We start from the raw sequence: 24611 nt of genomic DNA, 5'->3' as shown, positions 1-24611 counted from the left end.
GGCCTGCGGCGGGCAGCGTTCCCTATGAAAACCCCCGCGCGCCCCGTCTAATGGCGATGGCAATCAGCCAGCAACCCTGTTCAATAAAAAGAGAGACTCCAAAAATGACAACCTGCCGCTTCGATGACCACGCCATCCAATGGAACCGTTTTGGCGAGTTCGTTCCCGCCTTCCACTACACCATCCTGGACCTGGACGAAACCAGCCGGATCGTCGATGTGCTGTTCAAGCTGCCCGCCAACGAACAAATCGTTCTGCACCGTCACCGGGCGCTCAACCACACCTTCGTCGTCCAGGGAGAACACCGGCTTTATGAAACCGATGGCCGCCTGCGTGAAGCCCGGCCGGCGGGCAGCTACACCGTCTCGCCAGCCAGCGAAGCACCGCACCGGGAAGGGGGCGGAGCACAGGACGCCATCGTCTTCTTCAGCATCCGGCCGGGTCAGGGCGAAGTGCTCTACGAACTCCTCGATGACCAATGCAATCTGCTCGGAACGGTGACCTTCGAGACGCTGGTGGCGCTTTACCAGGCTCAGAAGGCAAGCGCGCCCGCCCGGGAAGAGGCTTGCCTGCAGGCCTCAGATCAGGCCTAGCTTGATTGCGGCCCGGGTCAGTTCAATGTCGCTGCGCACGCCGAGCTTGGCCTTGATCTGGTAGTGACAGTTCTGCACCGTCTTGGCAGTGATGAACAGGCGTGTGCCGATGTCTTCCGCGCTGCAGCCGTCCAAAAGCAGGCGCAGTATCTCGAACTCTCGCGGCGACAACTCCGCGAGGGGTTCGCTGGACCGATCAAGCAGCGCAAGCGCCAGGTCGGGGGCGATGTCGGGGCTGATCACCTGGCGCCGCGCCGCCACCTGGTACACCGCGCCCACCATCACCTCCGGTGGGCTGCTCTTGGTCACATAGCCCAGCGCGCCGGCACGCAGCGCCTGCGTGGCAAAAATAGGCTCCCGGTGCATCGTGAAGACCAGGATGCGAACCCCGGCATCGCGTTGAACCAGGCGACGGATCAGCTCGACGCCGCCCATGTCGGGCAGGCCGAGGTCGAGCACCAGCACATCAGGCGCCAGCAGCCGGTACTGCTCGAACGCCTCACGGGCGGTGGCTGCCTCGCCAACAATCGTCAGGTCTGGACGGGATTCGAGCAGACGGCGGTAGCCCTCGCGAACCACCGCGTGATCATCGACCAGCAGCAATCGGGTCTTGTCAAGCATCATTGTTTCCTTGTGTACACATGGCTTCGGCCGAAAACTCCGCCTGCACCCGCATCCCCTGCGGCGACAGTGCTTCGATGGCAAAGCGGCCACCGAGCGCGGCGACCCGTTCATTCATCCCGAGCACGCCCAGCCCGCTGCCGGCGGTACTGGGTTCACGCTTTTCGCCATCGTCTTCCACGCTCAGGAGGCAGCGGGCTGCCTCCCGGCGCAGGCGCACCGTCACCTTGCGGGGGGCAGCGTGGCGCAAGGCGTTGGTCAGGCTTTCCTGCACGATCCGGTACAGGCTCACCGTGAGGTCACCCGGCAGATCGTCGATTTCCCCTTCGATGAACAGCTCGAAACTGCAGCCCGTCAGGCGGCGCTGCCAGCCGCCCAGCAGCTGCTCCAGCCCGGCGCGCAGACCGAACTCATCCAATCCCACCGGGCGCAACTGGCACAGGATGCCTTGCAGGGATTCCATCATGTGCGCCGTCACCGATGCAATCGACTGGACAGCGGGCAGCAGTTCCGGCTGGCGTTCCCGCGCCCGCGCGGTGATGAAAGCCGCCTCGGCACCGATGGAAGTCAGGCATTGGCCAAATTCGTCGTGGAGTTCGCGCGCCAGGCAGCGACGCTCCTCCTCCCGCACGGCCAGCAGGCGCTGGGCCAGATGACGCTGCTCAGCCATGGTCTTTTGCAGGCGCCCGGTCAGATGGTCGAAACCGGCGGCAATGCGGTGCAGCTCGATGAGGCTGGGGCGCGGCATGCGGGCAGAAAGATCGCCCGCTTCCATGCGCGCCAGCACCGCCAATATCTGCTCCGTCGGCTGGAGGGCGCGGCGCACCGGCAGATAGATGAGCAGGTTCAGGATCAGGATGCCAACCGTCATGCCAAGCACGGTGCGTATCTGCTGCCACACGGCCAGGGCCTCGCTGTCCAGGTTGGGGGTCACGATGAACTCACCGACCTTGAACCCCGGATACTGGCCAATCGCACCCCGGTAATGACTCTCCGGCCCGATCAGATGGCCAAGGGTCCAGCGAACCAGCGCAGGAGGACTGGACGCCTCCCCGAAACAGCGCTGAACAATGGTTTGCTTGTAGATGTCTTCCACCGTCACGCAGATGCCGAGCAGTGGCCCGATACCCTCCAGCGACGCCAGCGCCAGTCCTTCCAGGCCATGCCGGAATGTTCCCCGAGGCTGGACGGCTTCCCCGGCAATGAGGCGCGCCACCGTGCCTCCCGTGCGTCCGATATGGACACGGATGTGTTCGCGCGCCTGGTGGAGCACCAGCGCGGCCGCGAGCAGACCGATCATGAAGGCAAACAGCGTCACCCGCAGCAGCAGATAGCGCTTGAGATCGACGCCGTTTTCCCGGTTCGGCGGCGAAAACAGGCCGATAAATTGTTGTGGCATAGCCTGCGCTCCATCCTTCCCGTGACTGATCTGAAACTCTACCCTGGCAGCCTGCGGGAATTGCATCGGCCGAATGCGCATCTCACGGCACGGGCGGTGGCGGAAAATGCAGCTTGAGGTAGCTGGCTGCGTCGATTTCACCCTCGGCGGCGGCGCGGTCCAGCCAGTGGCGGGCGGCCTGCGCGTCACGCGGCACACCCCGGCCTTGGTGCAGGGCCACGCCGTAGTGGTAGCGCGCCAGCGTGGCGTAGCTAGCATTCTGCGGACTGAGCGCGCCCCGGTGCATCAGTTCGGTGGCCTTGGCCAAGTCGCGCGGCACGCCCGTCCCGTTTTCATGCATCATCGCCAGCCAGATCATCGAATACACATCCTCCCAGCGGGCAATGCAGTCTTCAAAAATATCGATGGCGGCGGCATGGTCGCCGGTTTTGTCTGCGACATAGCCGTACAGGCATTTGAAGCGGCTGCGGCTGTCGATGTAAGCCCCGTAGCTCAGTTCATTGCCCGAGGTGTCCCCGGAAACGCTGGCCGGACGCGGTTCAGCGGCGCTCAGGTACGACATGTTCACACCCGTGACGGACGGCCCCGCCAGCGCCGCCTGCGCCAAACTCCCGCACAGCGCCACCTGACCCCACCATTTTTTCATCCTGGCTCCTGGTTGCTTTGTCTTCTTCACTGTTCACGGACGCCTGTCGTCAAGGCGTGCAGTCGATCGTAGTCAAGAAAACCGGCGAAAAACCGGGGCCGATCAAGGTCGGGCAAAATGCCCGACCTGCTTCGGACCAATTTCCCAGCCTGTTCCCTGTGCGGCGGGCAGCGCGCTGTGCGCAATAAAAAACCACGCGTTTCGCACGGCCATCAGGTCCATGACGCTGGCGCCAATGGCTCCTGAATTGATCCACACACGGCGTCAGTATCATTTTGATAGCTGCTTATGCTGACTGGTCATGCGGAAAAGGCCAATTTCACTGAAAAAATATGCGTCAAGCCGCCGGTCAGTCCGGTAGCGTTGAAAAATTGAGCTTCAGCGTGAAAGCGCAGGCTTGGCTTCTATAATCCGGGTCATTGCGGGTGTAGTTCAATGGCAGAACGGCAGCTTCCCAAGCTTCATACGAGGGTTCGATTCCCTTCACCCGCTCCAAATCGTCATATCACAGCGTCTCATAACCCCTCAAAACCCGCGTATCTCATAGGTACAGCGGGTTTTTTGTTGTCTCATACAGTCTCAAGGGCTAACATGACATACCGCCACTTTGGCGGCATTTTTTGGCGGTATGTCCAAGTACCGCCATCCCACATACCGCCAAACGGGATGCCTCATGCCACTGTCAGACACATTCTTGAGAAACAGCACCAAGCACAGCGGCGCGCCTGCTGGCGACAAGCACACCGATGGCGGCGGCATGTACCTGCTGGTGACCAAGGCCGGGAAGTACTGGCGCATGAACTACCGCTTCACAGGAAAGCGCAAGACCCTGGCGCTGGGCATCTATCCAGCGGTGTCGCTGGCTAAAGCCCGGCAAGGACGCGACAAGGCCCGCGAACTCCTGGCGCAAGGCACAGACCCCAGCGCCGCCAAGCGCGAAGATCAACAGGCCGCGTCGATGGCGGCGGCAAACACCTTTGAAGCCGTGGCGCGTGAGTTCCATACGCTCAAAGCCGGGGGATGGAGCGAGGGCCACGCGACCAAGTGGCTGCGCATGAACGAGCTGTACCTGTTCCCGCATATCGGTGCCCTGCCCTTGGCCACGATCAAGGCACCGACCCTGCTGGCCGCGCTGCGCAAGGTGGAGAAAAAAGGCATTCTCAGCACCGCGCAGGACTTGCAGGCCATGGCCGGGCAGGTGTTCCGCTATGGAGTGCAGACTGGACGCTGCGAGAGTAACCCCGGCGTTGACCTGAAAGGTGCGCTGCAACCTCACATCGCCAAGCACTTTGCCGCCATCCTTGACCCGGTAGAGGCTGGTGCAATGCTGCGCGCCATCGACGCCTACACCGGCCAGCCTGAGACAGTAGCAGCGTTGAAACTGTCAGCGCTGTTCTTTCAGCGGCCCGGCAACATCCGCGCGATGGAATGGGCATGGATTGACCTGGACAAGCAAATGCTGACCATCCCGGCCAAGAGCATGAAAAGTTCAAAGCACGAAAAGGCGAACGGCAAGCCCCATACCGTCCCGCTGGCACGTCAGGCGCTGGATGTGCTCAAGTTCATCAAGCCACTCACCGGACACGGGCGCTACGTGTTCCCTGGCGCGCGTACTGGCGAGCGGCCCATGAGTGACGGCACCATCAACGCAGCACTGCGACGACTGGACTACGGCAACAACGAGCATGTAGCGCACGGCTTCCGGGCGATGGCCAGAACAATGATGGCAGAGCGCCTTTCGGGCATCCCGCAAGACATGGTGGAGGCGCAGTTGGGACACGGCAAGAAAGGCCCGCTGGGCAGCGCCTACGACCGCTCGGAATACCTGCCTCAGCGCCAGCAAATGATGCAGACGTGGGCGGACTACCTGGACAAGCTGCGCACGGGGGCTGATGTGATCCAGTTCAAGGCCGCATAAATCACTTGGGAATCTGGTATGTGTACCATACACATACATGACCAGCGCCGAATTGATACGTGATATGCAGCGGGCCGGATGGCGACTTGACCGGGTGAATGGTTCACACCACGTCTTCAAGCACCCCAGCCGCCCCGGCCATGTTGTCGTGCCACACCCTAAAAAAGACCTGGGCCTGGGGCTGGTCAAGGCCATCCGGCGGCAGGCCGGTATCTGAAAGGACACTTTCCTATGCGCTACCCCATCACCATTGAACCCGGCAACGACACGACCGCCTGGGGCGTCGTGGTTCCCGACCTGCCCGGCTGCTTTTCTGCAGGCGACACGCTCGAAGAAGCCATGATTCAGGCAGAGGAAGCCGTGACCGCCTGGATTGAAGTTGCGCTCGACGCCGGGCAGGACATTCCCACGCCATCCCATATCGAAGCGCTGCGCACCGCGCATCCTGAATTTGACGGCTGGCTGTGGGCGCTGGTGAAGGTGGACCCGGCCATGCTCGACGACACCGTGGAGCGCGTGAATATCAGCCTGCCGCGCCGCGTCCTGCGCCGCCTGGATGCCCGTGCCCGCACGGCTGGCGAGACGCGCTCAGGCTTCATAGCCCGGATGGCTGTTGAAGGACGTGAGCCTGCAGCGCGCGTAGCAGTTTTAAGCCACGCCTAGCTATCGGCTGATCCCCGATGGTGAACACTGGGACAGGAGCTGGCGGATGCGGCTGTGCTGTGCGGTGAGGATGGAAGGCCGGTTGAGGGTGAACTTGAGGTGGCGCAACTTGCGCCACCTCAAGTTGCAGGCCACGGCGGCGCGCGCCCGCAAACCAAGTCCTTTGCAGCCGAAACCGCCGCCATCACGGGCGAATCGAAATCGCAGGTCAATCGCCACATCGCCCGCGCCGACGCCTTGGGCGATGACCTCGACCGCCTTGTCGGCACCAGCCTGGACAACGCCCTGAAGGCCGCCCGTGGGCTGCATCGCGCACGCTGCAAAGCGGGTCCGGCTGCAAGCCGGCGAGAGGCAGACAGTTCCCCCGCGCACCAGTACGCAAAAACCGCACGCCCGACTGAAACTCATGGCTCAAATCTGAGCCATCCCATTCACAACTTGTGTTTGGGGTCACTTCAGAAAACGTACGTTGTGATCCGTTTTCTGAAGTGACCCCTGTTTGGACCACCGGCTGGTGGGAGAGTCATAAATGGCTGATTGACGAGCTGGGGCTGCCGGTGGGCGCGGAAGCGCTGCGACTTCGCGCCAAGGCGGAAGGGTGGGAAAAGGGTGCTGTGATGCTTGGAAAAGCCAATCCCAAGCTTGCACCAAAACCCAAGCTTGGGAAAGTGGAATCCAAGCTTGGAAAAGCGCCAAAACCCAAGCTTGCGCAGGCCGCTCCAAGCTTGGATGATGGGGGCTTTGAACTGCTGCATGAGCCTGCCGCGCTATCGAAAGTGGAGCATGAGGAATATGCGCCGCTTGAGCCACGGGAAGAACGGTTTGAGTATTCCGGACCAACGTGACCGGTGATTCCGGGATCGTGACCGACATTCCGGTGAACGTGACCGGAGGGATTCCGGCAACGTGACCGCTGATTCCGACGAACGTGACCGATGTCTTTGGTCACGACAGTCGGCACGGCGGTATACGCCGTCGGCACGGTGTTGCGCATGAACGAAACCCGGCGTGGCGTGTAGCTTCGATGCTTTTTGCAAAGAGACACATGCCCGCCTTAAGGATCAATATGCGCAAACTCAAAGACGCCCTGCGTCTGAAATTCGAGGGTGGACAGTCCCATCAACAAATCGCCGGTGCCCTGGGGCTCTCCAAAGGTGTCGTCACCAAATACGTGGGCCTGGCCGTCGCCGCCGGGCTGGACTGGCCGGCCATTTCAGCCCTGGACGAAGCCGCGCTGGAGCGACGCCTGCTGGCGTCGTCTCGCGCCAGCCAGACCTATGCGCAAGCCGACTTCGGGCGGCTTCACCAGGAGCTTGGCCGCAAGGGTGTGACGCTCATGCTGCTGTGGGAGGAATACTGCGCCCAGGTCGGCGACGAGCACCGTGCGGACTGGCCCCTGAAGCCCTGGCGCTACTCGCAGTTTTGCGAGAACTACCGCCAGTTTGCCAAACGGCTCAAACGCTCGATGCGCCAGGTCCACCGCGCCGGTGAGAAACTCTTCATCGACTATGCCGGCCCGACGCTGGCCCTGAGGGTGCACGGGCAGGAAATTGGCCGCGCCAACCTCTTTGTGGCGGCCATGGGCGTGTCGGGCTACTGCTTTTGCCTGGCTACGCCCGCGCAGACGGCACGCGACTGGCTGGGCGCCACCGCGCAGGCGTTGACCTTTTATGGCGGCGTGCCCCAGCTCATCATCCCCGACAACCCGCGCGCCCTGGTGACCAAGGCCGACCGCTACGAGCCGCTGCTGACCGACAGCGTGCAGGACTTTGCCCGTCACTACGGCTGCAGTGTGCTTCCTGCGCGCGCTTATCACCCACAGGACAAACCGAAGGTCGAGCTGAGCGTTTTGCTGGTCGAGCGCTGGATCCTGGCACGCCTGCGCAAGCATCAGTTCACCAGCGTGGAGGAGGTCAACGACGCCATCACCCCCTTGCTGCACTGGCTCAACCAGCGTGCCTTTCAAAAGTTGCCCGGCAGCCGCGCCAGCGTGTTCGCGCAGATCGACGCACCGGCCCTGATGGCCCTGCCGCTGCAGCCCTGGGAATGGGCGGTCTTCAAGACGGTGCGCGTGCACATCGACAGCCACGTCGAATTCGAGGGCCACCGCTACAGCGTGCCCAACGCCCTGGTTGGCCTGGCGCTGGAGTTGCGCGTCACCGCCCATGCGGTAGAAGTCTTGCACCGTGGCAACCGGGTGGCCAGCCACATGCGCTGCGCCCACAAAGGCAGCTTTACCACCGTGATTGAACACCTGCCCGAGCGCCACCAGCACCAGGCGCAGTGGACGCCCGAGCGGCTCATCGCCTGGGGCGCGCGTATTGGGGTGGCCTGTGCGGCCACGGTGCAAAAGATGCTGCAGCGCCAACCCCATCCCGAGCACGCCTACCGCGCCTGTTTGGGCCTGCTGTCCCTCTCCAAACGCTACGGCGACGCCAGGCTGGAGGCGGCCTGCACCTTGGCGTTGAGCTTGGGCACCAGCAAATACACCCACATCCGCGACATCTTGCTCAACCGGCGCGACCTGCTGCAAGCGAGCACCACGCCAGAGTGGACATCGCCCGCACACGCCCACGTGCGTGGCGCGAACTACTACCAATGAAACCCTTTACAGAGAATTCCAAAATGATGATGAACACCACCTTGAATCAACTGCGCAGTCTGCGCCTGGAAACCATGGCCCAGGCGCTGGAGCACCAGCTCCAGCAAAGCGGCATCGGCGCCATGAGCTTTGAAGAACGGCTGGCCTTGCTGGTCGACCGGGAGGTGCATGGCAGGCAAGACCGGCGCTGTGCGCGATTGCTCAAAACCGCCAAACTCAAATACCCGCAAGCGGTCATAGAAGATTTGGACAGCCGCAGCACCCGGGGCATTGAACGCAGCGCGGTGATGAGTCTAGTTTTGGGCGAATGGGTCAATGCCGGGCACGCCGTGCTGATCACCGGAGCCACCGGCGCGGGCAAGTCCTGGCTGGCGTGCGCGCTGGCCCAGCATGCCTGCCGGCGTGGCCACAGTGCGCTGTACCTGCGGGTTCCCCGCTTGGGCGAGGAACTGCGCATTCGCCACGCCAACGGCACCTTTACGCGCTGGCTGGACACGCTCAAAAACACGGACGTCTTGCTGCTCGACGACTGGGGCATGGCCGCCATGGACAGTCAAACCCGGGCCGATCTGCTGGAGATCATTGACGACCGGGCCAGCCAGCGCGCCACCGTCATTACCAGCCAGTTGCCCATTGAGCACTGGCACGAGTGGATAGGTGACCAAACTGTGGCCGATGCCATGCTTGATCGGCTCATGCAAAACCATCACCGCTTCACGCTCACGGGCGAATCGCTGCGTAAAAAAAACCCGCCCGCAAAAGGGATCGCCGACAAGTAGGCCCCCACGGCCAGGGGGCCTCCGGCGGCCTGGCAGGGGCCTATTCGTTCAAAAAATTCAATTCCACAGAAGGGCAAAACAGCCGGGAAAGCGGGCCGGCATAAAATCAAAACGCGCAACACCGACCCCCGGTCACGTTCGCCGGAATGCCGGTCACGTTGCCGGAATCAGCGGTCACGTTCACCGGAATACGCAACGGTTTGTTGGTGAGTACCTGATAGACCTCAACGGCACGCAGGCGGCCATCCGGGCAGGGTACAGCCCCAAGACGGCTGCATCCATCGCCAGCCAGCTCTTAATAAAACTTAACGTGCAGATGGCCATCGCACCGTGGGTGAAGTGCAAGCCGGCGGTGGCTACCCCAGCACGGGGCAAGGTTTCGCAGCCGTCCAAGGTTTCGCAGAGAAACCATGCCAAGGTTTCTCAGACGCGCAGAGAAACCATCACAGAAACCATGCCGGAAACCATGGAGGGGGCTGGTGCTGGTGCCTCGAATGCTGATGCTGATGACAGCGTGCTATCAAACATGGAGCATGAAAGCTATCAGCAGCTTGCGCCGCGCGTGCAGCGGTTTGTCGGTGAGTACCTGATTGACCTTAACGCCGCCGCCGCCTACCGCCGCGCATACCCTGACGCAACAGAGGCAAGCGCACGCACGCTGGTGGCGCGGCTGTTGACAAAAGTTGGCGTTTCGGAAGCTATCGCTGCAGCGCAGGCCGAACGGGCAAGGCGCACGGAAGTCAACGCGGATAAGGCGCTGGCCGATGGTATGGGCGATTGCCACGGCGGACGCCCGGGAGCTGGTGCAGGTGGATTCCTGCCGGTGCTGCCATGGCGAGGGCCACCAGCGCCAGCGCACTGTGGGCGAAGTGCAAGCCAGCGGGGGCTGCCCCGGCCCAGGACAAGGTTTCGCAAGCTTGGATTTGATAGTTTTTCCAAGCTTGGAAAACCATGCAAATCACAACGTTTCAACCCGTCAAAACCGTCCATCGACTGTTGACAAAAGTTGATGTCGCACCTTCAGAAAACTTCAGGTGGACAGCACCTTGGCTGCGCACGGTTTGCAGGGCTGTGGATAACTTTTTTCTGCTGTAGCGCTTAAATTTTGAGCAAATACGGCACGGCCGCAAGTGGTTGATTTTGTTGGATATTCCCTTAAAGCGTAGAAAACTATCAACATTCGTATGTTCTACGACGGGCGTTATTTTAAGTATGAGTACATATTAATCTAAAATATACGCTTTAAGGTAATATCGCAACATCTGCAAAAATTCCACATGAGAAAGCGACTTCCAACATGACCCCCGATGAATTCACGCAAGCCCTTGATGCCCTGGGCTGGAAGCAATCCGACTTTTGCCGCAAGGCTGACCTTGACAAAAACACCCCAAGCCGTTGGGTGAACGGTAAGACGCCGATTCCTGGCTGGGTGCCTAAGCACTTGGCATTGCTGCTTGACCTGCAGCGGCTGCACACGGCTTATCTGGTGCCGCCCAAGGCAGACAAAGACGGTCATGGCGAGTAAACAGCATCTATTGAACAGCAGATGGCATTGCCCATGTGGTCAGCGGAGGCCTGGGCATGATGGCTTGACGCGGCGCAGGCCGCATGAAACAGGCAAGACCTCGTTTTTCTTTCAGTGGCCATCTTGGCACGCTTCGTACCTACACTGTGTGAAAAGCTCATCTACCGAAACCCAAGACGTTCCGTCATTTTATTAAAGAGAAACCAATAAATGCCATTTTTAGACTGGGTTAACAAAAACCAAGTTAAGCAGACCATCCGAGATGTGCCTTATCACTTACTGAAACAGGAGTCGATCCACGGTAATTTGACAGGTCTTAAATCATGAGCCGCACACGCGACATCATCCAGGAGATCGCGGACATACGCCAACGCAGGCGATTTGGATCTGCGATGGCCGAGCTTCCGCTGCGGCTGTTTGCGCTTGAACACGCTTTCAAAGATCACGACAAGTCCCAAGGCGAATTGACGCGGTATTTCCCTGTTGCCCTTATTGCCTGTGTCGAAGGCTACTTTCGAATGGCAATAAAGGATTTGATCGACGCTGGCGAACCCTTTCTTACCAACGCCGAGAAGCCTGCGTCTTCACTGAAGCTGGACTTCTCGGTGCTGCGAGCGGTACATGGCAAAGCAATCACTGTAGGCGAGTTAGTTGCTCATGGCGTGTCGATCAGTCGGCTTGAGCATATTGAGAGCGCGTTGTCGAGCTTGCTCGGCGCTGGCTTTCTACAGGCGCTCCGTTCCACTACTGACCGGTGGGCACACGAAGTTCGTGGCGAACCACTCGCGCCGATCTTGTTGAAGCCCGATCAAGTGTTTGCTGACGTCGCTAGAACTTTTGAACTGCGACATATCATTTGCCACGAAATTGCGTCTGCTTACGAGATCGAGTCCGACGAAGTTGCTCGATGTCTTGAGAGTTGTGTATCTTTTCTGCGAGCAGCAGATGAATTTATCTCTGAATCTATTCATCCTGGCGCTCCGTTAACTCAAACAGACATGAACATTGCAGCGGGCAAGTTGCTCGACGAAAAGCGGGCCAGTTTGGCTGAAGCTATGGCAACAACTAGAGCGCGTCTTAATGTCAGAGAACTCATCGCGTTTGATGAGTCACAGGCCAAGTGGGAGGCCTATTGCGATGCATGGGTGAGTTTCGTTGCTGGTGAGCGAGCAAACAGCGGAACAATTTGGCCGTTGATTTATGCTAGTGAAGCAGAGGCTGTAGTGACGCGCCGCCTTGATGAAGTCAGGTCCTGGCGACGTCTTGGGGATGAGGCGTAAAAAATTTAACCATTCCTTCAAGCGGACGGTTCTATGGTCAGTCCCACTTTTGTCAAACTGATGGACTGCCAAGTCGTTCTAAAAGGAGACACTTTTCTTTTTGGCGGTATTTATGGCGGTATCCTTCAAGCTAAACAAGTAAGAACCTAGCATCCATGCGGGTTTCAAGAGGTTGTTAGATTCCCTTCACCTCCAGTTTTCAGCCCGCCATCCCCGGCCTGTTCCGGGTTCACAGCGTATCCGACAGGCTGGCTGCCTTGCCATCGCCCAGGGTGAAATAAAAATCCGCCCCCTGCCCTTCAATGCCATGCGCCCAGACCCGGCCGCCATGCCGGGCAATGATTCTCTGCACGGTTGCCAAACCAATCCCGGAACCGGAAAAATCGCTGGGTGAATGAAGCCGCTGGAAGGTGGTGAACAGCTTGTCTTCATACGCCATGTCAAACCCGGCACCGTTGTCCTTGACGAAATAAACGGTTTCACCATTGACGGCCATCTCGCAACCCATCTCGATGTGCGCCACCACCCGCTTTGAAGTGAACTTCCAGGCGTTGCCCACCAGGTTGTGAATGACGACCGACAACAGGCGCGGGTCACCCTGAACAGTCAGGCTTTCCTGAATGCACACATTCGCCTCGCGCACGGGTTCCCGGTCCATGCACTCCTGCAGCACTTGCCTGGCGATGTCGGAAAGATTGACCACCCCGAACTGCAGCGGATCACGCGAAAGCTTGGCGAGCGACAGCAGCCCCTCGATCAGGTCGCCCATCTGCCGGGTTCCCGCACGAATCCGGCTCAGGTAATGCCGCCCTTTTTCACCCACCAGACTCCCGCTCGTGCGCTCCAGCAATGTGCTGAAACCGTCAATCGTATTGAGCGGCGAGCGAAGGTCGTGCGACACGGAATAGGAAAAAGTCTCCAGTTCCCGGTTCACCGACGCCAGCTCCCTGTTCGCCGCTTCCAAGCTGGCGGTCCGTCTGCTCACACGGTTTTCCAGTTCGGCATTGAGGCGAACGATGCGGTGCTCTGCCTGCTTGCGCTCGGTGATGTCCTGGTAAGCACCCTGCACCCGGGTGATGGCTCCGCTGTCGTCGCGCAATGCCTCGGCAATGGCGCGGACCCATACCCGCCGGCCGCTGGCGGTGATGATCTCCAGTTCTTCGTCAAACGACACGCCATCGCGGCTGCAACGGCGAAAAGTCGCCGTGATTTTCTCGCGCCACTCGGGTGAACAGTACTGCAGGACTTCATGCAGCAGCGGCTTGCTGCCCATCGGCACTTCATGGATCTTGCAGACCTCGTCGGACCACGTCATGGGGCCGCCCGACAGATCGAGCATCCAGCCGCCGAGCTGCGCCGTTCGGCCGGCAATCTCAAGCAAGACTTCGCTCTGGCGCAATTTCTCCTCGGTGGCGCGGCGCTGCGTGATGTCCTCGGTCACGGCAATGATGTGCGTCGGCACGCCGTCCGCAGAGCGCACCATCGACACCGTTGCACGCACCCACACATCACCGCCGCCCCTCTTCAGGTAGCGCACTTCATGGGAAAAAGTGTCCACTTCGCCGGCAAGCAACTGCCTGGTCATCTCCTCGTAGCGAACACGATCCTCGGGATGCGTCAACTCGCGCATGTCCATCACCTGCAACTCGGCTTGCGCATAGCCGACGGTCGCATGGTAGGCAGGATTGGCCATCAGGAATTTTCCGTCTGGCGTGGTCATCGCGATGCCCGCCGCCGCAGTGCCGAACATCAGCTGCGTCATGTCCTGGCTGGCCTTGAGCTGCTGCTGCACTTCGGTCCGGTGGTTGACTTCGGCCTGCAGCTGCTCGGTTCTTTCGCGCACGCGGCGACGAATCTGCATGTTCCAGAGCAGCCCTAGCAGGGCAAGTGCAAAAACGGCAAAACCTGCGGCGGTCATCCAGCGCAACAGCCTGGGACTGACGGCAGCAGGCGGTTCATACACAAAACCGGCCAGCGGTATGCCAGCAGGCACCAGCCCCAGGGTTGCCAGCGTCCGGGCCGTGGCATCGAAGCGGGCCGGATTCATGTGCCCAATCTCAACCACATCGGGCAAGATGAAGGAACGCATCACCCGGGCTTCCTCGCTCAGGGTTTGACGCGTCAAGCCCCGCTGCACGGCACCGTCCATCTGCAGGATCAAATCAACCAGCTCGTCTTCGTGGCTGAAGGCATAGTCCCAGCCCTTGCGGGTAGCGCGCAGGAATGCATCGGTGCGCCCGGAACTTTGTGCGATGTGCGCCTGTGTCGTGAAAAGAATGTCGCCATAGAAGTCAATGCCGTAGTCAACCCCGCGCATCATCGCCGGCACGACGCCCCGGGCACGCATCAACGCAGGCGCTGCCGTTGCGTAGGCGGACACCGCATCCACCTTGCCGTTGATCAGATCATCAAGTTTCCAGCGCTGAGGAATGATATTGACCAGTCCCGGATCGATTCCCTCGCGCTTGAGCATGGCACGGAACTGGATCGCACCCTGGTCTTCCGACAGCATGACGGTCTTGCCGATGAGGTCTGAAGGCGTGCGGATGTTGCGGTCCTGACGGCTCATGATGATGTAGGGCGTGTGCTGGAAAATCGCCGCCACCGCCACAACCGGCTGCCCATTGATCCGGCTGATCAGCAGGTCGGAGTCGCCAATGCCAAAGTCGGCTTGTCCGCCAAGAACCCGGGCGATCACCGGCTTGTCCGCCCCGCCCTCCAGTATCTCGACATCCAGACCTTCATCACGGTAAAAACCTTTGGCCTGGGCGGCATAGTAGCCCGCGAACTGGAACTGGTGGAGCCACTTGAGCTGCAGGGTCACGCGCTCTGGCGGCATGGCCTGTGACGCCCCGAAAGCGGGCGCCCAAGCAACACCGCCAGCCATCAGCGCAAAGGCCGAAAAAATAGCGATGCCGCTGGCCCGCCATTCCCTTCGGAGAGAGAGAAAACCAAAAAGGGAAATGAAGCTGGACATCAAAATTAGTCTAGCACGCAGACCCGCGTCCGCATGGCAGCGGCCATCGCCAGCTTCAGGCCATCGCTTGAATAAGCGGAATCAGATGAGCGTCACGCCGGTCTTGGCCTGCAGCGCTTCCAGCGTCACGCCGGGCGCCAGCTCGACGACCTTCAGGCCCAGCGGCGTCACGTCCATCACCGCCAGGTCGGTGATGATGCGGTCCACCACGCCCACGCCGGTCAGCGGCAGCGTGCAGTGCGGCAGGATTTTCAGGTCCACGGTGCCGTCCCTCTTTTTGGCGACGTGCTCCATCAGCACGATCACGCGCTTGACGCCGGCCACCAGGTCCATCGCGCCGCCCATGCCCTTGACCATCTTGCCCGGAATCATCCAGTTGGCCAGGTCGCCCTGCTCGCTGACCTGCATCGCGCCCAGGATGGACAGATTGATCTTGCCGCCGCGAATCATCGCGAAGCTCTCGTGGCTGCCGAAAATCGACGAACCCGGCAAGGTGGTGACGGTCTGCTTGCCGGCGTTGATCAGGTCGGCATCGACCTGGTCGGCTGTGGGGAACGGGCCGATGCCGAGCATGCCGTTTTCCGACTGCAGCCAGACTTCCTTGTCGCTAGGCACGAAGTTGGCCACCAGCGTCGGGATGCCGATGCCCAGGTTCACATAAAAACCGTCTTCGAGTTCCTGGGCAGCGCGCGCCGCCATTTGGTCTTGGGTCCAGGGCATGCTTAAGCTCCTTGCTGGCCGCTGGCGGCCTTGCTGGTGGATGGGGCGGGCTCATCGGCGGTCATGACCGCAGCCTGTGCAATGGCGGCTTGCGCCTCGACCTTTGCCAGGACGGCATCGACGGGCGCTTCGGTCACGGTGCGTTTTTCGATGCGTTTTTCAGGGTTCGGGTTGTGCACGATGCGGTGCACGTAAATGCCCGGCAGGTGAACCTGGTCGGGCTCCATGGTGCCGGTTTCCACGACCTCTTCGACCTCGACGATGCAGATTTTTCCGGCCATGGCGGCGGCCGGATTGAAGTTGCGGGCCGTCAGGCGGAACTGCAGGTTGCCCGACTTGTCGGCGCGGTGCGCCTTGACCAGCGCCACGTCAGGCACCAGCGAGCGCTCCATGACATAGGTTTCGCCGTCGAATTCGCGCAACTCCTTGCCTTCGGCCACCAGCGTGCCGACGCCGGTCTTGGTGAAGAACGCCGGAATGCCGGCGCCGCCCGCGCGCAGCTTTTCGGCCAGCGTGCCCTGCGGCGTGAATTCAAGCTCCAGCTCGCCGGCCAGGTACTGGCGCTCGAACTCCTTGTTTTCGCCGACATAGGACGAGATCATTTTCTTGATCTGGCGCGTCTCCAGCAGCTTGCCCAGGCCAAAGCCGTCAACGCCCGCATTGTTGGAAATCACCGTCAGATCCTTGACGCCGGAATCGCGCAGCGCGTCGATCAGCGCCTCGGGAATGCCGCACAGGCCGAAACCGCCGACAGCAAGCAGCTGACCGTCCTTGACGACGCCCTTGAGGGCTTCTGCGGCAGAGGGAAAAAGTTTCTTCACAAAAATGTCTCCTTGTTTTGTTAAGCCATCAGAACGTCTTTCACACGCCTGTTCAGTCCATTACGATACTACCTATTGAGATACGTAGTTCTTCTTAAAGGTTTGCCCTGATGTCCGATTACCAGCTGGCTTTCGATCTGGCACCCGTTGGCCTGGTGCTGTCGCGCAACCGCTCCATACTCGATTGCAACCAGCATGTGTGCGAAATGTTCGGTGCCACGCGCGAGCAGCTCATTGGACAGTCGTTCATGATTCTCTACCCCAGCGTCGATGAGTACGAGCGCATCGGTGCGCGCATGCTTCCCATCCTGAATGCCACCGGCATGTATTCGGACAACCGCATCATGAAGCGGGTCGATGGGCGCACCAAGGGCGAGATTTTCTGGTGCCACGTCACCGGACGCGCGCTGAACCGCAGTGCGCCGCATGAGGCCGGCATCTGGACCTTCGAGGACCTGAGCGCCAACCGGCCCGTGACGGCCGAACTGACCGCCAGGGAGCGCGAAGTGGCGGCCCACCTGATGCGCGGGCTGACCTCCAAGGAGATTGGCCGCGCCCTGGTCATCAGCCACCGCACGGTGGAGATTTACCGGGCGCGCCTGATGCGCAAGTTCAAGGCGTCCACCACGGCCGATCTGGTGCAAAAACTGATGGCTGGCGAATAATCGCCAGCCATCGCTAAAACCGGTGAATTCTGCAAAAACCCAAGCCGGTCAGTCCGGCGGACTCAGCGTTCAGGCGTTGCCGAGGTCGGGCTCGTGCCGGATCGACTCGCGCGCGCGGTGGTCGCGCAGCTTGCCCAGGGTGTGCTCCAGCACGCGCTTGAGCTTGTCGCTGGCGCCCCGGAAGGCTTCGTCCTGGCTGGAGGCCTGGTGGTTGACCGCGACGGGCTCGCGATTGGCCAGGCGGGCTTCCATCATGCAGCGCTTGTGGTCAACGCTGACCTTGTCGCCGTTCTCGTCGCTCATGTGCACTTCAATGCGCGTGATTTCATCCTTGAAACGGCTGAACGAATCATTCAATTCGGTGTTGGCCCAGCGCTCGAAAGACTCACCCGTGTCAATGCTGTTGTTGGAGTTGACTTGAATTTGCATGTGCTTGTTTCCTTTTTTTGGGGAAGCGCAACGTCTGGCCGGCCGGCCTTGCTGCGGTGTGCCACCGCCAGAGCGGCAGGTGGAAAAACCATTATGTCCCTCCCGGCCGCAGGCGCCTGTAGTCCACATTCCCCGGCGGGATGTTCGGCGCCGCGAAATCCGCCACAAAACACTCCCGACGGGAAAATGCTATCTTTTATATAGCTACTCATGCCCGTGCATAGTGCGCAAAAGGCCTAAAAATCTTGAAATCATCAGGCTTGCAGGCCGCCCAAACGGGATCGTGGGCTCAGTCCTTTTTCAAACCCTCGACCACCTCGGCGGCCGTGCGAAAGGCCTCGACCGCCGTCGGCACGCCGCAATAAATGGCCGCATGCAGCAGCACTTCCTGCAACTCGGCCGGCGTTGCGCCATTGTTCAGCGCGCCGCGCAAATGGCCCCTGAGTTCATTCTGCTTGCCCAGCGCCGTGAGCATCGCCACCGTGATCAGGCTGCGGGTCTTCAGGTCGAGGCCCGGCCGCTGCCAGACATCGCCCCAGGCCTTGGCCGTGATGTGCTCCTGGATCGGCCGGGTGAAGTCAGTCACGCTGGCCAGGGCCTTGGCGACAAACTCTTCGCCCATCACCTGCCTGCGGGTGGCCAGGCCTTTTTCATAGTCGGAATTCATGGCTTTGCATTGCTCCTGAAAAAAATCGTCAGCATAACGGCAGAGCCCATGCTTGCCTATCGCCGCTTTCAGTATTTCCTATGGAAATGCTATTGCCCTGACGATTGAGACTGTCCACAATGAACCCTCCTTTCAATAGCTTCAGTCTATTGATGGCCATCCCACCCCATTCGTTACAAGGAACTTTGCCCATGTCCAAATTAACCACCGCCGCCGGCGCACCCGTCGTTGACAACCAGAACACCCAGACCGCCGGTCCGCGCGGGCCGGTGCTGCTGCAGGATGTCTGGCACCTGGAAAAGCTGGCGCACTTTGCGCGCGAAGTGATTCCCGAGCGGCGCATGCATGCCAAGGGCTCGGCAGCCTTCGGCCAGTTCACCGTCACGCACGACATCACGCGCTACAGCAAGGCCAAAATCTTCTCGGCGATTGGCAAGCAGACCGAGATGGCGATGCGCTTTTCCACCGTCGCCGGCGAGCGCGGCGCGGCCGATGCCGAGCGCGACATTCGCGGCTTCGCCATGAAGTTCTACACCGAGGAAGGCAACTGGGATCTGGTCGGTAACAACACGCCGGTGTTCTTCATGCGCGATCCGCTGAAGTTCCCGGACCTGAACCGTGCCGTCAAGCGCGACCCACGCACCAATATGCGCAGCGCCGAAAACAACTGGGACTTCTGGACGCTGCTGCCCGAGGCGCTGCACCAGGTCACCATCGTCATGAGCGACCGGGGCATTCCGAAGTCCTACCGCCACATGCACGGCTTCGGCAGCCACACCTTCAGCTTTTTGAATGCGCAAAACGAGCGCTTCTGGGTGAAGTTCCACCTCGTCACGCAGCAAGGCATTGAAAACCTGAGCGACGCCGAGGCCACCGAACTCGTCGGCCGCGACCGCGAAAGCTCTCAAGCCGATTTGCTCCATGCCATCGACAACGGCGACTTTCCGCGCTGGAACCTGAAAATCCAGGTCATGCCCGAAAAAGACGCCGCCACCTACCACCTGAATCCCTTCGACCTGACCAAGGTCTGGCCGCACGGCGACTACCCGCTGATCGATGTCGGCGTGCTCGAACTCAACCGCAATCCCGAAAATTACTTTGCCGAAGTCGAGCAACTCGCCTTCAACCCGGCCAACGTGGTGCCCGGCATCAGCTTTTCGCCCGACAAGATGCTGCAGTCGCGCCTGTTCAGCTACGGCGACGCACAGCGCTACCGGCTGGGCGTGAACCACCACCAGATTCCGGTGAACGCGCCCAAATGCCCTTTCCACAGCAACCACCGCGACGGTGCCATGCGCGTTGACAGCAACAATGGCGCTGAGGTTGGCTACGAGCCCAACAGCAAAGGCGCCTTACAAGAGCAGCCCGATTTTGCCGAGCCGCCGCTGTCCATCGAGGGCGCTGCGGACCACTGGAATCACCGCGTGGACGAGGACTATTACTCGCAGCCCGGCAATCTGTTCCACCTGATGACGCCGGCCCAGCAGCAGGTGCTGTTCGAGAACACCGCGCGTTCCGTGGGCGGCGCGTCGAAAGCGATCCAGGAGCGCCACATCGCCAACTGCAGCAAAGCCGATCCGGCCTACGGCGCAGGCGTGGCGGCGGCGCTGGAGCAAGGGGCGGCATCGCCCACGCCCAAGCCGGTGGTTTGACCACAGCGCTTGACCCTTGGCCTGCAGGCTCGCCGCAGGCTACTCCGCGCGGATGTTGTTTCTGCGCGCCACCTCTCCCCAAAGCTGGTAGCTATCGCGGGCCAGGGCGCCTAGCCGCTCTGCGGTGCCTCCCCCGACCATATCCCCGTTCTTTGTGATCTGGCTGCGAATCGCGGGGTCCGAAAGCGCTGCATTCATGGCGGCATTTGCCCTCGCAACGACCTCAGCGGGCAGTTTGGGCGGACCCCATAGCCCAACGAACACCGTCACGATGAAGTTCTTGATGCCCAGCTCCGTTGCCGTGGGCACCTCGGGCAGCGCCGGAAGGCGGGCGCTGCCGGTCACCAGAATGGGGCGCAATCTTCCGGCGCTTATGAACGGAATCAGGAGCGAGGCGGCATCCATGATGCAAGGCAGTTGATTGCCAACCACATCCTGGATGGCCGGAGCGCTGCCTTTGTACGGCACCTGGCTCATCTTTGGCAGCCCGGTCCTCTCCCGGAAGTACTCCATCGCCAGGTGCGTGTTGCCGCCATTGCCCGCTGAGGCATAGCTGAAGCCCCTGATGCTTTCTGCCTTGACCCATGCGACGAACTCCGCCAGGTTCTTGACGGGAGCGGCCGGATTGACGCACAGGACCAACTGCGACTCGAGGATCAGCCCGATGGGCGTGAACTCTGTCGGCACTGGCGAGTGCGTGGAGTAGGTGTGCGGATTGATGGTGAAGCTCGTGTTCGCCACGAGCAGCTTGTAGGGGTCGGACATCCGCTGGACCTCGGCTGCGGCGATATTGCCCGACGCGCCCGCTTTGTTTTCGACCAGGACAGGCTGGCCTAGCGTGGTGGCCATGCCCCTGCTGATGAACCGTGCGCCAGCATCGGTGAGGCCGCCGGGCGGATAGCCCACAAGAAGAGAGACCGGCTTTACGGGCCATTGCGGCCCTTGCGCCAGCGCCGCAGCCGGGCCAAGGGTGGACATGGCCGTGCCGGCAGCAGCCATTTTCAGGATGTCGCGCCTGGAAGTAATTTTCATGGGAGTGTCTTTCATTGATAACCCCTGCCGAAGGAAGGGAGGATTTTTAAAAATTCAAACTTCACAAGGCCGGGAATCAGCATTCCGGCACAGGGGAAAGCAGTGCATTGCCAGCGAAGTGCGCTTGCAGGTTGGCCAGCGCCAGGTCCGCCATGGCGCGGCGCGTCTCGCCGGTGGCACTGCCGATGTGAGGCGTGAGCACCACGTTGTCCATCTCCCGCAGCGCTTGTGGCACATGCGGTTCGTTGTCGAACACATCCAGGGCAGCGCCAGCAATCGCGCCGGACTCCAGCGCGGCGATCAGCGCGCCCTCGTCGATCACCGAACCCCGTGCCACGTTGACCAGGCAGCCCTGCGGGCCGAGAGCCGCCAGCACCTCGGCATCGATCAGCTGGCGCGTGCCGGTGCCGCCTGGCGTGATGACGACGAGGAAATCGCTTTGCGCCGCCAAGGCTGCGGCTGTGGGCAGGTAGCGGTGGGGCAGATCGGCCTTGGCGCTGCGTGCCGTGTACGCGATGCGCATGCCGAACGCGCTGGCACGCTGCGCGATGGCTTGCCCGATCCGCCCCATGCCGACAATGCCGAGCCGCGCGCCCGAGACCCTGCGCCCCAGCGGCATGGAACCTGCCGGCCACTGGCCGGCGCGGACAAAGCGGTCGGCTCGCGGCAGTTGGCGCGCCCAGGCGAGCATCAGCGCCATGGCCAGGTCGGCCACGTCGTCGTTCAGCACACCCGGTGTGTGGGTGACGGCGACCCCGCGCGCCTGGGCAGCGGCCACATCGACGCCGTCGTAACCGACGCCCATGACCGAAATGATTTCCAGCGCGGGGAGCTGCCGCATCAGTTCAGCGGAAATGCTGGATTCACCGGTCGCGGCGATGGCGCGAATGCGCGGTGCGACTTTCCTGAACTTCTCCGGGTCTGTTTCGTGCAGGCGTTGGTGTACCGCATAGGCCGCCTGCAGCGGCTCCAGCAGAACCGCTTGCAAATTGGCCATGGCGATGATTTCGATGTCGGACAAGGTTGAAACTCCGGGGGTTCTGGGTGTGAATATCCAAGTGCGTATGCCGCGGCTTGCAGCACGGCGGCTATTTCTGGATAACGAGTTTTGTCAGGACTTTCTTCAATGACTCGCGGTCGCTCTCAATCGACGACTTGAAGGCTGCCGCATCGAGGTAGGCCTCGCCCAGATTGGCCTTGACGAGCGTCTCTTTGTACGCCGGTTCGGCAGCGGTCTTGCGCGCGGCGGTTTTCAGCACGTCCACCACCTCGGGCGGTGTGCCCTTGGGAACGGCAAGACCGCGCCAGACGCCAATGGCCAGGTCGATTTTCCGTTCCTTGAGCGTTGGCGAGCTGGCGAACACGCCCTCAAGCCGGTGCTCTGACATCACCGCCAGCGTGCGCAGCTTGCCGCTTTGCACATGCGTCATGACTTCACCGGGGCTGACCGAAACGGCATCGATGTGTCCGCCCAGCAGGCTGAGGATGGACGGCGATGCTCCCTGGAACGGCACGAGGTTGAACTGGGTGCCGGTCCGGTCTTCAAATGCGGCGGCAGCCACATGCCAGATGTCGCCGACACCGGCGTTGCCGATCTGGATCGCGCCCGGTCGCTTTTTGGCGTCGGCGATGAATTCCTCGACGCTCTTCCACGGCGCATCGGCGCGTACCGTGATGGCCGCCGGATCGTAGTTCAGGCGCGCGATGGGAATGAAGTCGTCGCTGGTGAGCTTCATCAGGTTCAGCGCCGGCAGGATGACCAGGTTGACGCTGACCACGCCGACCTTGTAGCCGTCGGGCTTTGCATTGGCCACCTCGCCAAAACCGATGGCGCTGGCGGCGCCGGGCTTGTTGATGATGATGAAGGGTTGCGCAAAGTGCTTGCGCGCCGCATCGGCAAAGGCACGCGCCATCACGTCGGTGCCGCCGCCGGCCGAGGCGGCCACGACAAGCTCGACCGGCCGGGCCGGGTAGTCGGCGGCGATGGCTGCCGAGCTGGCCATCGCGAGCGCGGCGATGGCCACAGCGCGCTGCATGCCAGACAGGAATGGGGATTTGTTCATGATGTCTCCGTTTTTAAGAATCGCTGGGGAAATGACCATTGGCTGCAAGCCTTTCGCACCGAACACTCCGGCCGAACCGGAGCGGCGTCACGCCAGGGTATAGGCGGTTTTGACGGTGGTGAAAAACTCCTGCGCGTACTTGCCTTGCTCGCGCGGGCCGTAGCTCGAACCCTTGCGGCCGCCGAAAGGCACGTGGTAGTCCACGCCTGCAGTGGGCAAATTGACCATCACCATGCCCGCCTGGCTGTGGCGCTTGAAATGCGTGGCGTACTTCAGCGAGGTGGTCGCAATGCCGGCAGACAGGCCGAACGGCGTGTCGTTGGCGGCGAACAGTGCGGCTTCGTAGTCTTTCACGCGGATGATGCTGGCGACCGGGCCAAAGATCTCTTCAGTGTTGATGCGCATGCCGGCCGTGCTTTCGCTGAACAGCGCGGGCGCCAGAAAGTAGCCGTTGGCGCCGCTGCCGGTGTGGCACTGCACGCGCTCGCCGCCAAAGGCCAGTGTCGCGCCTTCGGCCCTGCCAATGTCGATGTAGCTCAGGTCCTGCTCCAGTTGCGCAAGGGAAGACACCGGGCCAATGTCAGTGCCAGCCGCCAGGGCGCCGCCCACCTTGATGCCCGCCATGCGCGCCTGCAAGGCTGTGACGAAAGCCGGGTAAATGCCATCGGTCACGATCAGCCGGCTGGACGCGGTGCAGCGCTGTCCGGTCGAGTAAAAAGCGCTTTGCGCGCACAATTCCACGGCTTGCGCCAGGTCCGCATCGTCCAGAATCACCTGCGGGTTCTTGCCGCCCATCTCAAGCTGCACCTTCTTGAAGCTTTTCGCGCAGCTCTGGGCAATCTGGCCACCCACGCCCACCGAGCCGGTAAAGCTGATGGCGTTGACGCCGGGGTGGCTGACCAGCGCATCGCCAATCACCCTGCCCGGCCCCATCACCAGGTTGAACACGCCCGGCCCCATCCCCGAGCGCGAGATGATTTCAGCCAATGCCCAGGCGCTGCCGGGCACCAGGTCGGCCGGTTTGAACACCACGCAGTTGCCAAAGGCCAGCGCCGGCGCAATTTTCCAGGCCGGAATCGCCATCGGAAAATTCCACGGCGTGATCAGGCCGACCACGCCGACCGGCTCGCGGGTGATGTCCACGCCGATGCCGGGTCGCACCGAGGGCAGCGTTTCGCCGCTCAGGCGCAAGCACTCGCCGGCGAAGAACTTGAAGATCTGGCCGGCGCGGGCCACCTCGCCAATGCCTTCGGCGCGGGTCTTGCCTTCTTCGCGTGCCAGCAGGGTGCCGAGTTCTTCCTTGCGAGCCAGTATTTCACGGCCAATCTGGTCCAGCGCATCGGACCTTGCCTGGATGCCCGAGCTTGACCAGGCCGGAAAAGCGGCCTGCGCGGCATGTACGGCCAGGTCCACCTGCGCGGCATCGCCCTGGGTGTAATGGCCGATCACGTCGGACAGGTCGGAAGGATTGAGGTTGGCGCTCGACGATGCGCCGTCCATCCATGCGCCATTGATGTAGTTTTGTTTCATGAGGGGTCCAGGCTAAAGGAAAGGCCGAA

Annotated in this window: 25 protein-coding genes, 1 tRNA gene and 1 pseudogene; 14 read left to right on the top strand and 13 right to left on the bottom strand. The window is 61.4% G+C overall.

What is annotated here, in order from left to right:
* Nucleotides 1-104: 104 nt before the first annotated feature.
* On the top strand, nucleotides 105-593 hold the full coding sequence (locus ABLV49_RS07600; RefSeq protein ID WP_349281009.1) for a regulator: 489 nt from the start codon (nucleotides 105-107) through the stop codon (nucleotides 591-593).
* On the opposite strand, the gene ABLV49_RS07595 is transcribed toward ABLV49_RS07600, so the two are convergent.
* The 3 genes from ABLV49_RS07595 to ABLV49_RS07585 form a co-directional block, all read right to left on the bottom strand.
* Entirely contained in the window at nucleotides 579-1214 is a 636-nt protein-coding gene (locus ABLV49_RS07595; RefSeq protein ID WP_349281008.1) for a response regulator transcription factor, read from the bottom strand. The genes ABLV49_RS07600 and ABLV49_RS07595 overlap by 15 nt on opposite strands.
* Nucleotides 1207-2613 carry a sensor histidine kinase gene (locus ABLV49_RS07590; RefSeq protein ID WP_349281007.1) on the bottom strand — a complete coding sequence of 469 codons (1407 nt, stop codon included), beginning with the start codon at nucleotides 2611-2613 and terminating at the stop codon, nucleotides 1207-1209. The genes ABLV49_RS07595 and ABLV49_RS07590 overlap by 8 nt, the downstream gene beginning before the upstream one ends.
* 82 nt (nucleotides 2614-2695) lie before the next feature.
* Nucleotides 2696-3259 (bottom strand): tetratricopeptide repeat protein, encoded by a 564-nt coding sequence (locus ABLV49_RS07585; RefSeq protein ID WP_349281006.1) that lies wholly within the window; start codon nucleotides 3257-3259, stop codon nucleotides 2696-2698.
* A 421-nt stretch (nucleotides 3260-3680) separates the two neighbouring features.
* Here ABLV49_RS07585 and ABLV49_RS07580 point away from each other — a divergent pair.
* The 4 genes from ABLV49_RS07580 (at nucleotide 3681) to ABLV49_RS07565 (ending at nucleotide 5840) form a co-directional block, all read left to right on the top strand.
* A tRNA-Gly gene (locus ABLV49_RS07580) sits at nucleotides 3681-3754 on the top strand.
* A gap of 178 nt (nucleotides 3755-3932) precedes the next feature.
* A complete protein-coding gene (locus ABLV49_RS07575) occupies nucleotides 3933-5177 on the top strand; it encodes a tyrosine-type recombinase/integrase (RefSeq protein WP_349281005.1) in 1245 nt (414 codons plus the stop codon).
* A 37-nt stretch (nucleotides 5178-5214) separates the two neighbouring features.
* On the top strand, nucleotides 5215-5394 hold the full coding sequence (locus ABLV49_RS07570) for a type II toxin-antitoxin system HicA family toxin (protein WP_083758044.1): 180 nt from the start codon (nucleotides 5215-5217) through the stop codon (nucleotides 5392-5394).
* A gap of 14 nt (nucleotides 5395-5408) precedes the next feature.
* Nucleotides 5409-5840 (top strand): type II toxin-antitoxin system HicB family antitoxin, encoded by a 432-nt coding sequence (locus tag ABLV49_RS07565; RefSeq protein WP_349281004.1) that lies wholly within the window; start codon nucleotides 5409-5411, stop codon nucleotides 5838-5840.
* On the opposite strand, the gene ABLV49_RS07560 is transcribed toward ABLV49_RS07565, so the two are convergent.
* The gene (locus ABLV49_RS07560; RefSeq protein ID WP_349281003.1) at nucleotides 5841-6248 is read right to left on the bottom strand and encodes a hypothetical protein; all 408 of its coding nucleotides are present in this window, start codon (nucleotides 6246-6248) and stop codon (nucleotides 5841-5843) included. It abuts the gene before it with no gap.
* Between the two features lie 32 nt (nucleotides 6249-6280).
* On the opposite strand from ABLV49_RS07560, the gene ABLV49_RS07555 reads away from it, so the two are divergent.
* The 7 genes and pseudogenes from ABLV49_RS07555 (at nucleotide 6281) to ABLV49_RS07525 (ending at nucleotide 12026) form a co-directional block, all read left to right on the top strand.
* Nucleotides 6281-6685, top strand: a complete 405-nt coding sequence (locus tag ABLV49_RS07555) for a hypothetical protein (protein WP_349281002.1) — start codon at nucleotides 6281-6283, stop codon at nucleotides 6683-6685.
* Between the two features lie 200 nt (nucleotides 6686-6885).
* Nucleotides 6886-8442: an IS21 family transposase gene (istA, locus tag ABLV49_RS07550; protein WP_349278157.1), complete on the top strand. Its 1557-nt coding sequence runs from the start codon at nucleotides 6886-6888 to the stop codon at nucleotides 8440-8442.
* A gap of 23 nt (nucleotides 8443-8465) precedes the next feature.
* Entirely contained in the window at nucleotides 8466-9221 is a 756-nt protein-coding gene (istB, locus tag ABLV49_RS07545) for an IS21-like element helper ATPase IstB (protein ID WP_349279989.1), read from the top strand.
* Nucleotides 9118-9489: pseudogene (locus ABLV49_RS07540) on the top strand (terminase small subunit); the annotation flags it as partial. The gene istB and the pseudogene ABLV49_RS07540, both read left to right, overlap by 104 nt.
* A gap of 48 nt (nucleotides 9490-9537) precedes the next feature.
* Nucleotides 9538-10221, top strand: coding sequence for a terminase small subunit (locus ABLV49_RS07535; RefSeq protein ID WP_349281645.1), 684 nt, complete (start codon nucleotides 9538-9540; stop codon nucleotides 10219-10221).
* Nucleotides 10222-10518: 297 nt separating this feature from the next.
* Nucleotides 10519-10746, top strand: coding sequence for a helix-turn-helix transcriptional regulator (locus tag ABLV49_RS07530; protein ID WP_349281001.1), 228 nt, complete (start codon nucleotides 10519-10521; stop codon nucleotides 10744-10746).
* 323 nt (nucleotides 10747-11069) lie between these two features.
* A complete protein-coding gene (locus ABLV49_RS07525; protein WP_349281000.1) occupies nucleotides 11070-12026 on the top strand; it encodes a lysozyme inhibitor LprI family protein in 957 nt (318 codons plus the stop codon).
* A 229-nt stretch (nucleotides 12027-12255) separates the two neighbouring features.
* On the opposite strand, the gene ABLV49_RS07520 is transcribed toward ABLV49_RS07525, so the two are convergent.
* The 3 genes from ABLV49_RS07520 to ABLV49_RS07510 form a co-directional block, all read right to left on the bottom strand.
* Nucleotides 12256-15003 (bottom strand): ABC transporter substrate-binding protein, encoded by a 2748-nt coding sequence (locus ABLV49_RS07520; protein WP_349280999.1) that lies wholly within the window; start codon nucleotides 15001-15003, stop codon nucleotides 12256-12258.
* Nucleotides 15004-15084: 81 nt separating this feature from the next.
* Complete coding sequence (locus ABLV49_RS07515) at nucleotides 15085-15723, bottom strand: CoA transferase subunit B (protein ID WP_349280998.1); 639 nt, start codon at nucleotides 15721-15723, stop codon at nucleotides 15085-15087.
* Nucleotides 15724-15725: 2 nt separating this feature from the next.
* A complete protein-coding gene (locus ABLV49_RS07510; RefSeq protein ID WP_349280997.1) occupies nucleotides 15726-16544 on the bottom strand; it encodes a CoA transferase subunit A in 819 nt (272 codons plus the stop codon).
* Between the two features lie 110 nt (nucleotides 16545-16654).
* Here ABLV49_RS07510 and ABLV49_RS07505 point away from each other — a divergent pair, with 110 nt between their 5' ends.
* On the top strand, nucleotides 16655-17209 hold the full coding sequence (locus ABLV49_RS07505) for a LuxR C-terminal-related transcriptional regulator (RefSeq protein ID WP_349280996.1): 555 nt from the start codon (nucleotides 16655-16657) through the stop codon (nucleotides 17207-17209).
* 69 nt (nucleotides 17210-17278) lie between these two features.
* On the opposite strand, the gene ABLV49_RS07500 is transcribed toward ABLV49_RS07505, so the two are convergent.
* On the bottom strand, nucleotides 17279-17638 hold the full coding sequence (locus tag ABLV49_RS07500) for an HPF/RaiA family ribosome-associated protein (RefSeq protein WP_349280995.1): 360 nt from the start codon (nucleotides 17636-17638) through the stop codon (nucleotides 17279-17281).
* Nucleotides 17639-17927: 289 nt separating this feature from the next.
* A complete protein-coding gene (locus ABLV49_RS07495) occupies nucleotides 17928-18305 on the bottom strand; it encodes a carboxymuconolactone decarboxylase family protein (RefSeq protein ID WP_349280994.1) in 378 nt (125 codons plus the stop codon).
* A gap of 191 nt (nucleotides 18306-18496) precedes the next feature.
* Between ABLV49_RS07495 and ABLV49_RS07490 the strand changes: the two genes are divergently transcribed.
* Nucleotides 18497-19957 (top strand): catalase, encoded by a 1461-nt coding sequence (locus ABLV49_RS07490; protein WP_349280993.1) that lies wholly within the window; start codon nucleotides 18497-18499, stop codon nucleotides 19955-19957.
* Between the two features lie 39 nt (nucleotides 19958-19996).
* Here the strand turns inward: ABLV49_RS07490 and ABLV49_RS07485 are convergent, their stop codons facing one another.
* The 4 genes from ABLV49_RS07485 to ABLV49_RS07470 all read right to left on the bottom strand — a co-directional run bounded on the left by ABLV49_RS07485 (nucleotide 19997) and on the right by ABLV49_RS07470 (nucleotide 24582).
* Nucleotides 19997-20989 (bottom strand): Bug family tripartite tricarboxylate transporter substrate binding protein, encoded by a 993-nt coding sequence (locus ABLV49_RS07485; protein ID WP_349280992.1) that lies wholly within the window; start codon nucleotides 20987-20989, stop codon nucleotides 19997-19999.
* 76 nt (nucleotides 20990-21065) lie between these two features.
* The gene (locus ABLV49_RS07480; RefSeq protein ID WP_349280991.1) at nucleotides 21066-22010 is read right to left on the bottom strand and encodes a 2-hydroxyacid dehydrogenase; all 945 of its coding nucleotides are present in this window, start codon (nucleotides 22008-22010) and stop codon (nucleotides 21066-21068) included.
* A gap of 67 nt (nucleotides 22011-22077) precedes the next feature.
* A complete protein-coding gene (locus ABLV49_RS07475; protein ID WP_349280990.1) occupies nucleotides 22078-23052 on the bottom strand; it encodes a tripartite tricarboxylate transporter substrate binding protein in 975 nt (324 codons plus the stop codon).
* A gap of 87 nt (nucleotides 23053-23139) precedes the next feature.
* Nucleotides 23140-24582: an aldehyde dehydrogenase family protein gene (locus tag ABLV49_RS07470; RefSeq protein WP_349280989.1), complete on the bottom strand. Its 1443-nt coding sequence runs from the start codon at nucleotides 24580-24582 to the stop codon at nucleotides 23140-23142.
* Nucleotides 24583-24611: the final 29 nt, after the last annotated feature.

The organism is Polaromonas hydrogenivorans (assembly GCF_040105105.1).
Lineage (GTDB): Bacteria > Pseudomonadota > Gammaproteobacteria > Burkholderiales > Burkholderiaceae_C > Polaromonas > Polaromonas hydrogenivorans.
Note: the sequence above shows the minus strand (reverse complement) of the source record. Positions and strands in the feature narration are given on the sequence as shown.

What these genes read in the sequence shown, in the direction of transcription:
- ABLV49_RS07485 (WP_349280992.1), bottom strand. Translation starts at nt 20,989, where the DNA reads ATGAAAATTACTTCCAGGCGCGACATCCTGAAAATGGCTGCTGCCGGC.
- ABLV49_RS07525 (WP_349281000.1), top strand. Translation starts at nt 11,070, where the DNA reads ATGAGCCGCACACGCGACATCATCCAGGAGATCGCGGACATACGCCAA.
- ABLV49_RS07495 (WP_349280994.1), bottom strand. Translation starts at nt 18,305, where the DNA reads ATGAATTCCGACTATGAAAAAGGCCTGGCCACCCGCAGGCAGGTGATG.
- ABLV49_RS07585 (WP_349281006.1), bottom strand. Translation starts at nt 3,259, where the DNA reads ATGAAAAAATGGTGGGGTCAGGTGGCGCTGTGCGGGAGTTTGGCGCAG.
- ABLV49_RS07515 (WP_349280998.1), bottom strand. Translation starts at nt 15,723, where the DNA reads ATGCCCTGGACCCAAGACCAAATGGCGGCGCGCGCTGCCCAGGAACTC.
- istA (WP_349278157.1), top strand. Translation starts at nt 6,886, where the DNA reads ATGCCCGCCTTAAGGATCAATATGCGCAAACTCAAAGACGCCCTGCGT.
- ABLV49_RS07520 (WP_349280999.1), bottom strand. Translation starts at nt 15,003, where the DNA reads ATGTCCAGCTTCATTTCCCTTTTTGGTTTTCTCTCTCTCCGAAGGGAA.
- ABLV49_RS07560 (WP_349281003.1), bottom strand. Translation starts at nt 6,248, where the DNA reads ATGAGTTTCAGTCGGGCGTGCGGTTTTTGCGTACTGGTGCGCGGGGGA.
- ABLV49_RS07505 (WP_349280996.1), top strand. Translation starts at nt 16,655, where the DNA reads ATGTCCGATTACCAGCTGGCTTTCGATCTGGCACCCGTTGGCCTGGTG.
- istB (WP_349279989.1), top strand. Translation starts at nt 8,466, where the DNA reads ATGATGATGAACACCACCTTGAATCAACTGCGCAGTCTGCGCCTGGAA.
- ABLV49_RS07475 (WP_349280990.1), bottom strand. Translation starts at nt 23,052, where the DNA reads ATGAACAAATCCCCATTCCTGTCTGGCATGCAGCGCGCTGTGGCCATC.
- ABLV49_RS07595 (WP_349281008.1), bottom strand. Translation starts at nt 1,214, where the DNA reads ATGCTTGACAAGACCCGATTGCTGCTGGTCGATGATCACGCGGTGGTT.
- ABLV49_RS07600 (WP_349281009.1), top strand. Translation starts at nt 105, where the DNA reads ATGACAACCTGCCGCTTCGATGACCACGCCATCCAATGGAACCGTTTT.
- ABLV49_RS07530 (WP_349281001.1), top strand. Translation starts at nt 10,519, where the DNA reads ATGACCCCCGATGAATTCACGCAAGCCCTTGATGCCCTGGGCTGGAAG.
- ABLV49_RS07470 (WP_349280989.1), bottom strand. Translation starts at nt 24,582, where the DNA reads ATGAAACAAAACTACATCAATGGCGCATGGATGGACGGCGCATCGTCG.
- ABLV49_RS07590 (WP_349281007.1), bottom strand. Translation starts at nt 2,613, where the DNA reads ATGCCACAACAATTTATCGGCCTGTTTTCGCCGCCGAACCGGGAAAAC.
- ABLV49_RS07570 (WP_083758044.1), top strand. Translation starts at nt 5,215, where the DNA reads ATGACCAGCGCCGAATTGATACGTGATATGCAGCGGGCCGGATGGCGA.
- ABLV49_RS07490 (WP_349280993.1), top strand. Translation starts at nt 18,497, where the DNA reads ATGTCCAAATTAACCACCGCCGCCGGCGCACCCGTCGTTGACAACCAG.
- ABLV49_RS07535 (WP_349281645.1), top strand. Translation starts at nt 9,538, where the DNA reads ATGGCCATCGCACCGTGGGTGAAGTGCAAGCCGGCGGTGGCTACCCCA.
- ABLV49_RS07565 (WP_349281004.1), top strand. Translation starts at nt 5,409, where the DNA reads ATGCGCTACCCCATCACCATTGAACCCGGCAACGACACGACCGCCTGG.
- ABLV49_RS07500 (WP_349280995.1), bottom strand. Translation starts at nt 17,638, where the DNA reads ATGCAAATTCAAGTCAACTCCAACAACAGCATTGACACGGGTGAGTCT.
- ABLV49_RS07575 (WP_349281005.1), top strand. Translation starts at nt 3,933, where the DNA reads ATGCCACTGTCAGACACATTCTTGAGAAACAGCACCAAGCACAGCGGC.